This window comes from Vibrio sp. 10N.261.52.C11 (assembly GCF_041471405.1).
GTDB classification, from domain to species: Bacteria; Pseudomonadota; Gammaproteobacteria; order Enterobacterales; family Vibrionaceae; genus Vibrio; species Vibrio crassostreae_C.
In genome coordinates, this window is record NZ_JBFROI010000039.1 from 1 (window position 1) to 15,913 (window position 15,913).

The window sequence follows — 15,913 nt, forward strand, 5'->3', positions numbered from 1 at the left end:
CCATATCATTAACAACGCCTTATAAATGGGAACTTTTGAATAAACGGGAGATCAGAGCAGCTAGTAATTCTCTATTGTAATGTTTTAAGTATGCCTGACTCTTTTCTCCAACATTTTGAAGCAATTGAAGACCCACGTATTGATCGATGTAAGCGACATGAACTTCTCGATATTATCTTTTTAGCCGTTAGTGCCGTCCTATCAGGAGCGGAAGGCTGGGAGCAAATTGAGGATTTTGGTTCTCATCGCTTAGATTGGCTCCGACGTTATCGCCCTTTCGAATACGGTATTCCACGGCATGACACCATCGCTCGCGTTATATGCCGTCTTAAGCCAGAAGAAATTGAGAGAGCGTTTCAAAGCTGGATGAGTTGTCTTATTGAGTCTACAGGGAGTGATGTCATTGCCATCGATGGTAAAACTGCTAGACGTTCTTTTGATACGCGTGAGAGGCGAAATCCACTCCATGCGGTCAGCGCATGGAGTCGTCAACATCAGCTCGTTCTTGGGCAAGTTGTGGTTGACGAGAAGAGCAACGAGGTAACCGCTATCCCAAGATTACTCACATTACTTGATATTGAGAACTGTATCATCACGCTGGACGCAATGGGATGTCAAAAAGACATCGCTAAACAGATAGTGAAAGGTAAAGCGGATTACGTATTAGCCTTAAAGGGCAATCATTCAGGAATGAAAGCTGAGCTTGAAGCTTGGTGGCATAAATCAATGCGAGAAGGCACCACTTCTGAGACGTATGATGAGTACAGTGAAGTTAGTGTAGGTCATGGACGCATTGAAACTCGTCAGTGTGAGCAGTTAATCGTTGATAGAAACTGGTTAGGAAAAGGTTATCGCTGGGATGGTTTACAGAGTGTAATCAAAGTGACCGCTATGGTTGAAGAAAAATTGAGTGGTAAAAAATCGGAGGAAACTCGATGGTATATCAGTTCATTACCCCTCAACGCGCAGCAAGCATTGGATGCAATAAGAAGCCACTGGCAAGTAGAAAGTATGCATTGGATGTTAGATGTAACGTTTAGAGAAGATGAATCGCGTATCCGTAGGGGCACCGGAGCCTTAGCTTTCAATGTATTGAGAAAAATCGCACTAAGTCTTTTCAAACAAGATAAAAGTAAAAACATCAGCATGGTAAGAAAGAAGAAGATAGCGGCTATTGATGACGAATATCGCTCAGCCCTTTTAAAGACTGGAATTAAAATGCTCTAGCCGTGATCATAAGGGAATGAATATACCAGTGATCATTGAAGATGCTTGATTTTCAATAGAATCAGGATCATGCTACGAACCATGAAAATTACACTGACTCCTCAACAGAAACTACAACTCGAACAATAGCGTCTATTATTATTGTTAATACAATAAATAAAGGGGGCGTAATTTGTTTGGAGAATACTTGAAAAAGTTAAGGCTCGAAAAAGGTCTCACCCAGAAAGGACTCAGCGCATACCTGAACTTAGCCAGCCCCGAGTTCGTAAGCATCGACTCGGTTTCAGTAAGCCGTTGGGAACGGGGCACCACAACGCCACACCCAGTGAGAGCAATCAAAATACTCCGCACCTTAACCAATGATTTGATGCCTTACTTGACATCACTTGAGTGGGAGGACGAAGAGGACATCATGAGCAGAATGGTGTATGAGCGATTTTATTCCACCAAGGCCGCCATCTATTCCGCCTCTTACTCACGCGTAGGCAACATATCAGCGCCCATCATCATTGAAAAAACGATAGACCCAGATGCAGATAAAACGTTCTTTGAGAGTATCCAACATTTTTTACACACTTCTCAGTCCGGTTACCCTGGTTTAGAAGCACTAGACCTCCATTATCTATACAAAACAAGAAAGCTGCTTTTAAACGTATATATTGATAAACAGAGCTTGGAAATTGTTGGCCACAATCTCGCGGTTTTCTTTGATAGCACAGAGTTAGACGCCACCTTCATCACCCCATATAGCACGCTGCCTTTTGACAAACTCAAACCCTATTCTAAAAATGCTCCACTCGCGATATGCAGCCTCAGCCGTTTCGCCACCAGTGAATCTGCCTTTGATATCGTGCATGCCAACTTTGTTCGTTTTATGGCGCCTCTACTATCACTATTTAAGCGGTCCTTTATTTTTGGATTATTTAGTGGAGATTGGGGCCGAAAAAGTAGGTTACGATACGCCTGACCCTTACGGTGCCGTAAAAATTGGCAGCCAAGCATTCAGGCATGGTTTATTAAAAATTGAAAGCGCCGTGATTTTATCTCGCCCTGAAATCGTACGGTTGCTCAACAAAAGCAGAATCAGCGAAGACACGAAAACCGATTGATTCGGAGGGTATCCTTTGTCATTACTATTTGCACAATACTTACAAGAAATGCGTAAGAAGCACAAGTTCACTCAGCAGCAAGCAATTGACCACTTGCTTGAGGTTGACATTGCGTTTGATAAATTAGACATCACTACTTACAGTCGGTGGGAAAGAGGTGTCACCGCCCCGAAACTGGCGAAACAGTTGATGATCATACGAGCCTTTGGAGGAGACATCACTGCCTTGATGCAAACAACGAAGGAAGACACAAAGCTTACATTAGAATTTGAGCGCGCCATTAACGACATTCACTACCCATACGTTATTGAAGAAAAGTTGCTCCCAGAGGTTCGTTCTCCTTCAGAGGCATCATCCCCCATCATGTCACGTGTTCTGTCTTTTACTGAACATTATTTGGGGTTAGAAGTCAGTCAGGAATTACTCAACAACCCCAATGTAATCCTATCGACCATAATAGATAAAACCGGACACCTAGTGGCGCACTCCCTATACAGCTTTGTGCCTGCCGACACACCAAATGAACAGTTAGAACCCGCTAACAGTCACACTTGTCCCTTCACTACAATAGAGAAAAGTCAGGGGCTACCATTAAGTCTCTACAATATATCAGGGTATGCATCACTACCAAGCCCACGTGTAGCTATGTTTATGAACACACTCGATATCATAAAAAAACACCCGGAAGTGAAATATCTAATCACGAACTGTCATAGGCATTCCGTATACAGTCTGTATGACGCGTCTGCAGAAGTGGAAATACTGAGTCGAGGAGAACGTCTTAAAGACGGAGGGGTAAAAGTATTTGGTAAATCTTACCGCTACGTGAGGATTAGAGTCACGGCAGAAAGCCTCCTTGCGTCCAAAGTGGTTTCTCCTCTACTCCCTGACACGACTCCACTCTTGGATGCGTTTAAACGTCAAACCTAAAAATATGCCAACAACCAGGGGGTTAGAGTTAGGCGGAGAAGGAAGTTTCCATACCAACCAACACTCAAGATCTCTACTCGATAAGGCTTGCTCTATAGTAAGTCTTTTGTAAACGCCCCGTGGGTTCATGGGGCGTTTACGTAAAATCATTGAGATATCAGGTGATGGCGCTTATGACACAAGGAATTGCCATGATGCCATACGGATAAAGCGAGCGGTTGCGCTTATCCCGCCACGAGAAGGCGCAGCCTTCTGGGAGGAAGGACATCCTCGCAATTTAGCAGTAGGTTGTCAGAAGCTATACGGCTCCAACAAGAAGTGGAAAAAGCGTTATGGCTATCATAAGCGCTCGCTATCAGAGACAGCAATGTATCGAGTGAAACAGTTGTTAGGTGGGAAATTAAGCCTGAGGAACTACAACGCTCAAGTTGGTGAGACTTACGCCATGATTAAAGCGCTGAACAAGCTTACAGGGCTTGGTATGCCTGAAACTCAGTATGTTGTTTAATAATTACTCAATTTTCGGGCAATTTGGTTTTCTGTCCGAATTACGCAACAAAGCCTCTTGAATGTATTGAATTTGTTGTGACTTCAGTGTACAAATTAGTGGAAACATCACTTCACGCTACCCCTTATTCCATATGGGTTTTTCATGATCTTGCCCTGGGGTATTCCCTTTATGAATCAAACTCAGATTGTGAATTGATTAACAAAGGAAAGAGTTTACCGTTTGGAGGAGTAAAGGTTTATGGCAAGCATTTTCGATATGTCAGAATAAAAGCTAACGCTGAAAGCATTTTAGCATCCAAAGTGGTCTCAGATATTGTTCCATTCACGAGTGAATACATACAGAGCCTATTAGACAATCACTCGTAATTACCGCCTAAGCTCTTGTATCCTTAGCTCTAATCAAATAGAAATATAAAGGCCTTTGGCTATTTGGATGGCACACTTTCATATTGACACTCAAATTGGAAACTGAACTCGATAAATAATAAAAACCCATTAAATCAAACACTTAAAACTGGCACGTAACTTGATTGAATATCTAGACCTTCCATCACAAGGATGTAGATATGAGAATTACAACGTTAAGTTTGCTATTAAGTGCCCCTCTAGTCGCCAACGCAGCGCCATTCGATACCTGCCCTAGTCAAGCATACCTCTTTCAGTCGAAACCCGTTGAAGTTTGGGGTGTAAACCTAGTAACAGGTTCAACCACTCTGTTAGAAGACGATACGGGTATGAATGCCAATATCAATGGTGTTGGTTTCGACTTTCAAGACAGATATATTTATGGCTATGACACCACCAACAAACGCTTGGTGCGCCTTGGACAGGATTTCCAAGCTGAAGTTATCAATACCAGTGGCTTACCAACCGATCACACTTTCTATGTCGGCGACGTCTATGACCATGTTTACTACTTGTATCGTACAGGTAAGGGACTATTTACTGTTGACCTCTCTCCTTTAGACTCTGATCCGAATGCGACCGTCACGGTCAACAAAATCGGAGGCAGCCCAGCAACTGTAAAATTGACTGATTTCGCCTTTCATCCAAGTGATGGCTCTTTATATGGTATCGATAATAACTCTGGTGGCTTATACAGCTTCAACCCTACAACTGGTGCCGAAACCTACATCGGAGACACCGGCGAGTTAGGTACGTTCGGTGCTGGCTATTTTGATGTCAACGGCTACTACTACGTATCTCGAAACCAAGACGGTAAAATTTACCGTATCAATCTGTCTCCAGACAACGCTGCCAATATCGCGGCAGGTATTGTTCCAGCCGTTGAATTTGTTTCGAATGGCCCAGCTTCTGGTCAAAACGATGGTGCTCGTTGTGCTAATGCACCTGTTGTTGATGAAGACTCAAACATCGACTTCGGTGATGCTCCAGACAGCTACCTAACGTTACTGGCGAGCAATGGCCCTCGACATGAACTCGATGGCATCACATGGTTAGGTACAACTCCTCCAGATGCGGATTTAGATGGTTATGTCACACCTCAATCAGATGAAACTGTCGGGGTGGATGATGAATGGGCAAACGGTGGTATCGGTTTTGTTACCGCACTTGAAGCAGGGCTTGATTCAAAAGTAGTAATTGAAGCTTCAACAACCGGTTACCTTTCAGCTTGGATAGACTGGAACCAAGATGGCAGTTTCGATGGCGCCAACGAGCAAGTATTTACCGATTACCTGTTAGATACGGGTGAAAACGATCTGTTCCTAAATGTCGATATCAACGCTCTGACCGGTACGACGTGGGCTCGCTTTAGATTCAGTCAACAAACCAACCTAAGTTACTTTGGCGGTTCAACCTCTGGTGAGGTGGTCGATATTCAAGTCGATGTTCTTAACGATGGTGCCACTGCTCGTTACTTCCCAAGTGCTTCTGGTTACGCAACGCTCGCGTACGAAGATAACTGGCCTTATAAAGCTGACTACGACATGAACGATGCTGTTCTTATGTATCGTATTACTGAAATCCTTAAAGATGGAAAAGTCGTTAAATCAACTATCGACGGCCGCCTAGCTGCTGTCGGGGCATCGTACAGAAATGGTTTTGCTGTTCGACTTCCTAACCTCGACCCGAGCTTGGTGAGTAGTGGTAGCTCTTACATGAAACACAACGGCGTATTCACTGACCTTGACCTAGAAGATGGACGTAGCGAAGCAATCTTTGTTATCGCCAATGACCTGACAGAAAAAATCAGCACTGGCTGTACCTTCTACCGCACCAGTAATGGATGTAAAGAAGATGAGCAGTTCTCGTTCCAAATTGGTATTACTTTAGCCGGTGACGGTGTGAGTACTGGCAGCTGGACCGATATGCCTTACGACCCGTTCATCTTCGCAACGCCTGGGTATTATCATGGTGAAAACCTACCTCTACATCCAGGACGCAGCTGGGAGGTTCACTTGCCAGACCAAGCTCCAACCGAAGCATTTGATACCACTAACCTCTTTGAAGCTGGTTTAGGCGTCGATGACAGTAATCCATCAACAGGTAAATACTTCAAAACAGTAGAAAACCACCCTTGGGCACTAATAGTGACTTCGGATGACGAATGGGAGTGGCCTTTAGAGTACGTCGATATTGTTACCGCTTACCCAGGGTTTAAAGAATACGCAGAATCCGGCGGTGAAACGAACCAAACATGGTACCAATCACCTGCAGACAACCAACGTTACGAACCATAAGGAGAGACGTTATGACTATTCACACTAAACAATATCGAGACAATCATTGCGTTGATTCAAGTCGCAATCTCTTTGAGGAAAAACGTATGTCTGTACAAAGCACTTGGAACATCAAGAAGTCACTAGCCGTTATTTTAGCTGCAGCGCCATTAGTATTAGCCGGCTGTGGAGGCGGCGGCGGTGGGGGCGGAAGTACATCTACGGCATCACCATCTACACCCTCGACACCTGCAACTCCGTCGAATCCGGTAACAGCAACGACTCCGGTAACAGCAACGCCTTCGCCGTCTCCCGCGACAAGTGCGGTAGCAGCGCAGAGCTATACGATGAGTGATTTGGTGGTACCTGATGGATTTGACTACAACTCTGTTGAACAGTTTGATCTCAACATTGACATCAGCAGCATTTCGACAGACCGTTCTTTTGTGACCGTTTATAGCCGCTTTAGTACAAGAGATGACTCAACCTTGAAGCCGGATTACTCCAGCAAGGTCATTGCGGGCCCACTAGATAACGGTGTGTTCGCCTCCAACTTTGCAGCACCAGTAAACCATGACGCACTCTTGATAGAGATTTGGTTTTACGATGGTCAACCTCCATTACAACAAGTGGTTTCTAGCGGCGACTCTCAGATTGTCTGGCAGTAAATTGTTTAACAGCAGGTAACTTGTCGTTAGCGAGATCTCTGACGAAACAGAGTCAAAATGGATTGTTTGTAAGTAGGAAGTGAGCAGAAATGCTCACTTTTTTATTTTCGTCGAAGAGCAGTTAATTCAGCTTTCTTAGCGAGTAGCATTCACTTTACCACCAACCTCACTTATATTTTCAACATAACCTTCAAAGACTTACTCTCATGAAACAGTTAAAAATAGGTCTATTTATCTTAATGTGTGGCGTAGGCGTGTTAGTTGCCCTTGCCTATTTCCCGCTAACATCAGAGACGGGGCAACGTATTCAAGCCAAAGTAATTTCGAACACGCTTACTCAATCCTTAGATGGGCACAGGCGTTATCTGACGGTTCAGACAAAAGATAATGACGTATTTCGGCTCTCTATTGCTCCTACCACAGACTGCCCTATTGATTCTGTGGTCGCGCTTGATACATTAAACAATCAAATAACCGGACAAAGCAGTTATCAGTTCATCCACTGTCGAGCTGCACAGTAGCCATCGATGCAACAACGGTATTCGTAAAGCAACTGTATTCGCAAAAGCAACAGTAATCGCTCTACCACTGTATTCGCTAAAACAGTAAGAATCGCTAAAACAACAAGAATGGATATAACAATAATGAATCAGCCACTCATCTCACCACAACAACTTCAACAACGTTTGCTAGCAGAAGACAATATCATCATCCTCGACGCCAGCATCGAGTTTCAAATTCCAAGCGAGTCAGAAAAGATCAAAGGACAAATGATTCCTGGTGCTATTCGTTTTGACTACGACAAAGACTTTTGTAACAAGCACACTCTGCTTCCTCACATGTTTCCGAGCGAAAAACACTTCAACACTCGCGCAAAAGAAATTGGCATCAATCAAGACAGTACGATTGTGGTTTACGATAACTCCGGAACCTTCGCTTCTCCTCGTGCGTGGTGGATGTTTATGGCAATGGGACACAACGACGTATTCATCTTAGATGGCGGTTTGCCAGCTTGGATCGAAGCCGGTTACGCGACCGAGACTGACTATCGCACCGAAGTAAAAGCGGGCAATTTTGAAGGCCATATTCAAGACAACTACTTTGTCAGTGCTCAGCAGATTGAAGGTTACTCAACTGACAAGAGCGCAAACATTGTAGATGCTCGTTCTCAAGCTCGTTTCGATTCAGAAGTTCCTGAACCACGTGAAGGCTTGCGTAGTGGCCATATACCGAATTCTATTTGCCTACCATTTGCCCAAGTACTCAAAAACGGCAAGTTAAAGTCCCAAGAAGAGCTTATTGATATCTTTTCAACGCTAGAATTAACGCCTTCTCAACCTATGTTCTTTAGCTGTGGATCTGGCGTAACAGCTTGCATCATATTATTAGCCGCTAAACTCGCTGGCTATAACGGTGAAATGGGTGTTTACGATGGTTCATGGACGGAATGGGGTGCTAACGACAAACTCCCTATCGCCGTGACTAAAAAGTAATTCAACTTCGCTTAATGCAACTATTAGAATATACTGCGCATGCATAAAGAGCTTACTGATAATGATGGCCCCACGTCTCATGAAGTAAGCCTCTATGTCGCAGTTAACGCTATGTTCATTTGAGACCAAGACTCGATTCACGCCGTTTGATTTGTAACCCACATCAACTTGCTAACCATAATTCGTGATTAATCATAAACTAATCGTTATCGACGTTATGAATACTAATTTTTCACTCAAGAATCTCTGCTCGTAGTCGTTACACTATTTAACCATTAATACTTTCATCATTGATGTTTGTATTTTTCGTTGCATGAATCGCGCTGACAACCCAATAGTTTGTCACTTGCAGTCTGTTAAAAGTAGTAACCAACAAAGGCATCTCATGGCTCTATTTAAGCAAAATATCTGGTCGCTGTACGCGTTTGTCGTACTACTGACCCTGATACTTTTCGCCGCGTTGGGAATAACAAACTGGAAAGCAAACAGAGACGACTTCATAGAGCAGCAACACATTCAGGTTGAGCTTTTTTCTAGCTCCGTCAACTCGCTGCTGACCAGTCAAGAAGCCTTGTTAGAAGTGGTTGGCCATCAACTGGCTCAACAGTCTGATTTCACACGTACTGCATCTATCCAGATTAGGCCAATATTAGACAAGCTACTTGAGACCCACCCTGCGATAGCAGCGTTTGGCTTGTTGAACACCGACGGTGATTACCTCTCGATTAGCTCAAATCTCGAACTTGCGAATCAAAGGAACTTGCTGCAATACGCGCCAACCAGAGGCTCCTTCCTAGACGCCCTATCAAGCAGTAGCATGGTGCTTGGCCGTACCTATTTTCAAGATTCGTTGAATAGCTTAGTCATCCCGCTGAGAAAATCCATTTCAATCGATGGCAAGAAAACCGATGCAGTAATGACCGCAGGGCTACGATTAGACGCAACGATCGTATTTGAAAATAATGCTCACGCCGGAAGTTTCAATACACTAAGCCTGATCAGAAAAGACAGCTATCGCCAGTTTTATTCAAGTGATATTGAATCTGAGAGTGCCTATTCCTCTCCAGTCGGCAAAGATGTCATACAGCGTATTGCAAGTATCTTTACCGACCACTTCGGAATTAGCGTACAAGAAGCGATGAATGGGCAAGAAACCTATTCTTTTGTCGTCGACGATGAAGAGTACCACTCTTTGATGAGCGCGAAATACATCCCAAACTACAAATTATGGGTGGTAGGACGTACGGATCTAACTCACGTCGATAGTATATTCATACAAGAGTTCAGCATTCTTTTCGTTGCCTTTATTTTTCTTCAGTTTGGTTTCTACTTTTTGGTTAAGTCGATTGCCAAGAATGAACAACGGACTCGTAGCCAACTCATTTATCAGGCGAACCATGACCCTTTAACCTCTCTGCCAAACCGTTTGTACATGCGTAGAAACATTGGTAAATGGATTGACGATGAGTCAGAGCCGTTTTCGCTGTTGTTTATCGATATCGATAACTTTAAATGCGTCAATGACACCCACGGGCATGACTTTGGAGATAAGGTTCTCAAACAGATCGCTTTGCGTTTGATGAGGTTCCGATCTCGCCTCAGCCTATTGGTACGTGAATCCAGTGATGAGTTTTTGTTCTTGACGCCCTTGTCGAATGAAGCTGAAATTAAACGACTCGCCAAGCGCATTATTGAAGTGCTTTCTCAACCTTATGAAGTTGAAAGCGCTCAGTTTTTGTTAGGTTGCAGCATCGGCGTAGCGCGTTTCCCAGAACACGGAAAAGATCTGGATAGCCTGTTACGTTCTGCCGATATTTCAATGTACAAAGCGAAACAGCAGCAAAACTCGTACAGTATTTTCACAACGGAAATGCAAGATGCTCATCTCTACAAAATGAAAGTAGAACAAAGGCTACGCATCGCTATCGAGAAACAAACGCTGTTCATGGTTTTCCAACCGCTGGTTCGTGCAAATGAAAGTATTCATGGTGTAGAAGCACTCGTGCGCTGGATTGATGAGGAATTGGGTTTTGTTCCGCCAGATGTCTTTATACCGATAGCAGAGAACACGGGTTTAATGCAAAAACTGGGGACTTTTATTATTGAGTCCAGCATTATGCAGATCGCCCACTTGCACCGAACAACAGAACAAAAGATCGGGCTGTCGATCAACATATCAGTGCGTCAGTTTTCTCATCAATCCTTCTCTGAGCACTTGTTCGCGACACTAGAAAAGTATCAACTCTCTCCTAGCTGTGTAACGCTAGAAATTACCGAGAGCTTGTTCATTGAAGATGTGACTTTGGTGAAACCGACTTTTGAAGCCCTCAAAGATAAGAATATAAAGATCTCTTTAGATGATTTCGGGACAGGTTATTCATCACTAAGTATGTTGAAAGCACTGCCTATCGATGAACTTAAAATCGATAAGAGCTTTATTGAGAACATTGCTGTCGATCAACAGTCACTCACAATGGTGCAAAACATCATCGCAATCGGTAAGAACTTCGGCATGGTGGTGTTGGCTGAAGGCGTAGAATCGAACGAGCACTTCGCAATTCTAAAGGCATGTGGATGTGACTTAATGCAAGGCTACTACTTCTCTCGCCCTATTCCTTATGATGAGCTGGCTACTCACCTAAACCAACAGGTGACCGAGTACGCGGAATGTTCTATTTAAAAACGTGAGTAAATAGACGAGCAGATAAAGTAGGTGGATAAATACCTACCTTATATTTGGGGTGTCTTTTGATGGGTTATTTATTCATTTCACTCTTTATTCATTTCATTATGCATAACATCGATCAACTGCCCGGAAGGGTCTCCTGATAATTCCCAAGTGAAAATACCACCTAGGTCAGACTTCTTCGCCCATTTTGCTTTTGCTTTAATGGAACGCTGATCTTCAAAAGATATGAATACTTTTTTATCTGGGTTCCATAAATAAGGTGCTTGAGCTTGTTCATCGTACTTGTACTCATAACCTTGTTTGCTGCTGTAGTTATTCATAAGATCCCAGAACATGAAGTAACCATTTTCACCAGTACCAAACTGCGCTCCTTGTTCAGAAACTAGATCACCTTTAGGCAGCTCTCCAGCAAAGTCTTTTGTCCCTTGCCAGCCTCGGCCATAAAAAGCCGCCCCGATGACGAGCTTCTCGCTAGGAATACCTTGCTCAATCATTTGATTAATGAAGACATCAGCTCCCATTCCCCACCAACTGCGCTCTGTGGCATGTAAGTTGGTTGTGTGACCAGTCTGAGTTCCCCAACCTCCGAGGAAGTCATACGTCATCGCAAACATGTTCGTCAAATATGGGCTAGCTGCGTTCCAATCAATTTGGGCTGCCTTAGCACCAACACCGACAGCCGTTGAAAGCTCGTAATCTCTTTGAGTCGTCTTTGATAGAGCGTCCAAATCACTTCTGATTGTTTTTACTAAAAGAGTAAAAGCTTCACGCTCTAGCGCTTTTTGCTCATCCGTTAGTTTCGTCTCTGGGTTCCAAGGCGAAGTGGTTAAGCCGCCGCCTCCTGGGTATTCCCAATCAAGATCAATACCATCAAAGAAGTCGTATTTTTGGATCAATTCAACAGCAGTTTTTGAAAAGTGCGCAATGGCTTGAGGATCTTTCGCCATCGCATGGAAAGGTTCAGACATTGTCCACCCTCCAAATGAGGGCAAAATTTTGATATTTTGATTGTCGGCCTTCAGTTGAGCTAACTGGGCAAAGTGACCTTTATAGGCGGCATCAACACCCACGTCTCCGAAATCGACTTCTAACGCAGCTTCTTTATCCACAATAATCGCGGTATATGGTTGTTTGTCTGCACATTGCTGCTGAATTTGTTTTTGGACGGGCTCACCAGCACCGCTATGAGGACCACACATGCTCAAGAAGGCGTAAATAATATGTGAGAGCTTGTCTGCAGGTATGTCGTCAACGGTATAAGGGTTGTCTTTATTCAGATATTGCCAATCCGCAAAATACCCTGCGACGACTTTATCATCGGCATGTGCCTCAGGTGTGAGCATACAAGCCGTGGTGATTAAGCTAAGCGCAATGACGGAATTAGATTTAAAGATAGAACTTGATTGGTCACTGTTGCTAGAAATAGCGCGTGTGATAAATGACAGTTTCATAATTATCTCCTTTAGCGTGGCTTAACATTAAAGAGTGATAATTCTTTCAACCGCTGAACAAATTCACTATTCGAGTCATGTCTAATAGTTATCCCCCTTATTGCACTGGTTTCATCAGGGGAATTTCCATGATTACTCAAATAGTGAATTCAACGAAGCTTAAGTATCTTACGATTCACTGCTGTTTGGTTTATTCACGCTAAGTTGTTCGTCCAAGTTAAGTACCGTCAAAGCATTACTTACGCTGGTCGCTATCACATCGACCACACCGGTTCTTAGTGCGCCTAATAGAGCTAATGGCTTACTGTTCTCCGCTGCAATGGCAATGACTTCCGCTATTGGGCGAAATTCTTCCAAGGCCAAACCAATCACACGGTCACTCATTACTGTGTTTGCTGTTTTACCGTGAACATCGAAAAAGTCATAACCCGCAAAGTCACCGACGACACCTTGTAATAAACGAGATTGAACGACCTCACCTGCGGTAAACCAGCCTAAGTCGACCATATAGCTGTTTTCGCTCATATCACCGATACCGACCAAAGCGACATCGGCTTTTCGAGCGAGATCGAGGGTCTGCTTAACGGTGCTGTTTTCCATGAATGCGGTTTTTTGCGCTTTATTCTCGGCATAAGCGGGCGCGTATAAGGTTTCAGAAGATCCACCGTACTTTTTGGCTAACTGCCTGCATATATGGTCGGCATTAAACATACCGCCTCTTGGGTGAATACCGCCGATACCACACACGAATTTGCAGTCTCGTGGCGTAATGACGCCAGTGTGATGAGCAACAGACGATACGTTTCGACCTTGTCCTACTGTCACTACCATGCCGTTTTTCAGTGTACTGGTAAGGTAGTTAGACACTAAACCAGCAACCTGTAATCGCTGCTTCTCCTCATTTGGTTGGTCTAGTGCCACAAGCGCACGCTTTACACCAAATCGTTCGATCAAACGTTGCTCGATCTTCGCACTAAAGACGGGGTGATATTTCACGGTGATCTCAACAATGCCCTCATCTCGGGCTTGCTTGAGCATTCGACCAACCTTTGCACGGGAGATAGAGTACTTTTTAGATATCTCTTCTTGCGTGGCACCATCTTGATAATAAGCAACCGCTACTTCAGTGAGGAGATCAGTGTTTTCTTCGGAAACATCTTGGATATTCTTACTCATATACCACTCAACCAATATTTAACAATTATTTTACCTGCTTGAAGAACAAATGTTCGATGCTTAAGCAAGTGATACACAAGTTTACACCCCAAACATATGTAACAGCAAGGTACATTTGCTCATAGTCATAACCATGGTTTTGTTGTTGATTAATTCACCTCACTTTGCTCGTTAAACGTTTGCTTGCATAGCCCATGATTACTAGAGCGAAATATATTTGACTGAAGTCACCATACAGTACTATTTACCGTTGACTTTGGGGCTAGATCGGATAAATATGGCTACATCATTTACTCATCGAGCGATCAAATGTTCTGTGCAAATGTTCGTTCGGAGAAAAATTTAAATTAATGTAAGTTTGGCTCACTGGTACAACCATTGAGAACTTCATTAGTTAGCTTGCAAATGCCCACACCTCTCCCATTAATGAGGTGTTATGCGATACATAGGATGATCAAAATGAGCAATAAATTAGAGCAACTTCGTAAACTAACAACTGTTGTAGCTGACACTGGCGATATCGAAGCTATCAGCAAGTACACTCCTGAAGATGCAACAACTAACCCATCTCTAATTCTTAAAGCTGCTCAAATTGCTGAGTACGCTCCTCTAATCGATGCTTCTATCGAATACGCAAAAGCGCAAAGCGGTGATAAAGCACAGCAAGTTCAAGATACTTGCGACATGCTTAACGTGAACATCGGTAAAGAAATCCTAAAAGTTGTACCTGGCCGTATCTCTACTGAAGTAGATGCTCGTCTTTCTTACGACATGGAAGGCAGCGTTGCTAAAGCTCGTCAACTTATCAAAATGTACAACGACGCTGGTATCACTAACGACCGCATCCTTATCAAACTGGCTTCTACTTGGGAAGGCATCCGTGCTGCTGAAATCCTAGAGAAAGAAGGCATCAACTGTAACCTAACGCTTCTATTCTCTTTCGCTCAAGCTCGCGCTTGTGCTGAAGCTGGCGTATTCCTAATCTCTCCTTTCGTTGGTCGCATCATGGACTGGTACAAAGCGAAAGAAGGTCGTGATTTCGAAGCTTCAGAAGATCCAGGCGTAATCTCTGTTTCAGATATCTACAACTACTACAAAGACCACGGCTACAAAACTGTTGTTATGGGCGCAAGCTTCCGTAACATCGGCGAGATCCTTGAACTTGCTGGTTGTGACCGTCTAACTATCGCTCCTCAACTTCTAGCAGACCTAGAAGCAGCAGAAGGCGAAGTAGTAGAGAAGCTTATCGACTCTAACGGTACTAAAGAGCGTCCAGCAGCGATGACTCACGCTGAGTTCCTATGGGACCACAACCAAGATGCAATGGCTGTTGAGAAACTGGCTGAAGGCATCCGCAACTTCGCCGTTGACCAAGGCAAACTAGAAGACATGATCGCAGCTAAGCTGTAATCACTCTTACCAAATTCAAATAGGGGAACGTTCAGTTCCCCTACTTTTATCAATTTTGTTTTTCTTAATTTTTATTCGGAAGTTCTTATGAATCGCAAACATCTAGCTAACGCTATTCGTGCTCTAAGCATGGACGGCGTACAACAAGCAAACTCTGGTCACCCAGGCGCACCTATGGGTATGGCAGACATCGCTGAAGTACTTTGGCGCTCTCACCTAAACCATAACCCAGCAAACCCAGAGTGGGCTGACCGCGACCGTTTTATCCTGTCTAACGGCCACGGCTCAATGCTGATTTACTCTCTGCTTCACCTAGCAGGTTACGAGCTTTCAATTGAAGATCTTAAAAACTTCCGTCAACTGCATTCTAAGACTCCAGGTCACCCAGAGTACGGCTACGCACCAGGCATCGAAACAACGACTGGTCCTCTAGGTCAAGGCATCACTAACGCTGTTGGTATGGCTATGGCAGAGAAAGCGCTAGCAGCACAGTTCAACAAAGAAGGCCACGACATCGTAGACCACTACACTTATGCATTCATGGGTGATGGCTGTCTGATGGAAGGTAT

General features: G+C 43.9%; 11 protein-coding genes and 2 pseudogenes. 11 read left to right on the top strand and 2 right to left on the bottom strand.

What is annotated here, in order from left to right; translation table 11 throughout:
• Nucleotides 1-90: 90 nt before the first annotated feature.
• From AB4323_RS16250 to AB4323_RS16290, 9 genes and pseudogenes are all read left to right on the top strand, one after another.
• Entirely contained in the window at nt 91-1,227 is a 1,137-nt protein-coding gene (locus tag AB4323_RS16250) for an ISAs1 family transposase (protein ID WP_065584870.1), read from the top strand.
• A gap of 172 nt (nt 1,228-1,399) precedes the next feature.
• Complete coding sequence (locus AB4323_RS16255) at nt 1,400-2,194, top strand: helix-turn-helix domain-containing protein (RefSeq protein ID WP_083190245.1); 795 nt, start codon at nt 1,400-1,402, stop codon at nt 2,192-2,194.
• A 157-nt stretch (nt 2,195-2,351) separates the two neighbouring features.
• Nucleotides 2,352-3,266, top strand: coding sequence for a helix-turn-helix transcriptional regulator (locus AB4323_RS16260; protein ID WP_065584871.1), 915 nt, complete (start codon nt 2,352-2,354; stop codon nt 3,264-3,266).
• Nucleotides 3,267-3,405: 139 nt separating this feature from the next.
• A pseudogene (locus AB4323_RS16265) lies at nt 3,406-3,774 on the top strand (transposase); the annotation flags it as partial.
• A gap of 568 nt (nt 3,775-4,342) precedes the next feature.
• A complete protein-coding gene (locus AB4323_RS16270) occupies nt 4,343-6,478 on the top strand; it encodes an LruC domain-containing protein (protein WP_372058133.1) in 2,136 nt (711 codons plus the stop codon).
• An 11-nt stretch (nt 6,479-6,489) separates the two neighbouring features.
• Nucleotides 6,490-7,125 carry a hypothetical protein gene (locus tag AB4323_RS16275; RefSeq protein WP_017064433.1) on the top strand — a complete coding sequence of 212 codons (636 nt, stop codon included), beginning with the start codon at nt 6,490-6,492 and terminating at the stop codon, nt 7,123-7,125.
• A 206-nt stretch (nt 7,126-7,331) separates the two neighbouring features.
• Entirely contained in the window at nt 7,332-7,646 is a 315-nt protein-coding gene (locus AB4323_RS16280; RefSeq protein WP_017061706.1) for a hypothetical protein, read from the top strand.
• Between the two features lie 123 nt (nt 7,647-7,769).
• Nucleotides 7,770-8,618, top strand: a complete 849-nt coding sequence (locus AB4323_RS16285; RefSeq protein WP_017065718.1) for a sulfurtransferase — start codon at nt 7,770-7,772, stop codon at nt 8,616-8,618.
• Nucleotides 8,619-9,003: 385 nt separating this feature from the next.
• A complete protein-coding gene (locus AB4323_RS16290) occupies nt 9,004-11,298 on the top strand; it encodes a putative bifunctional diguanylate cyclase/phosphodiesterase (RefSeq protein ID WP_372058134.1) in 2,295 nt (764 codons plus the stop codon).
• An 89-nt stretch (nt 11,299-11,387) separates the two neighbouring features.
• On the opposite strand, the gene AB4323_RS16295 is transcribed toward AB4323_RS16290, so the two are convergent.
• Together AB4323_RS16295 and AB4323_RS16300 are read right to left on the bottom strand one after the other, a co-directional pair.
• Nucleotides 11,388-12,758, bottom strand: coding sequence for a glycoside hydrolase family 18 protein (locus tag AB4323_RS16295; RefSeq protein WP_372152888.1), 1,371 nt, complete (start codon nt 12,756-12,758; stop codon nt 11,388-11,390).
• A 168-nt stretch (nt 12,759-12,926) separates the two neighbouring features.
• Complete coding sequence (locus tag AB4323_RS16300) at nt 12,927-13,934, bottom strand: sugar-binding transcriptional regulator (RefSeq protein WP_017061711.1); 1,008 nt, start codon at nt 13,932-13,934, stop codon at nt 12,927-12,929.
• Nucleotides 13,935-14,393: 459 nt separating this feature from the next.
• On the opposite strand from AB4323_RS16300, the gene tal reads away from it, so the two are divergent.
• Together tal and AB4323_RS16310 are read left to right on the top strand one after the other, a co-directional pair.
• Nucleotides 14,394-15,344 carry a transaldolase gene (gene tal, locus AB4323_RS16305; protein ID WP_009845571.1) on the top strand — a complete coding sequence of 317 codons (951 nt, stop codon included), beginning with the start codon at nt 14,394-14,396 and terminating at the stop codon, nt 15,342-15,344.
• Nucleotides 15,345-15,431: 87 nt separating this feature from the next.
• Nucleotides 15,432-15,913: pseudogene (locus AB4323_RS16310) on the top strand (transketolase); the annotation flags it as partial.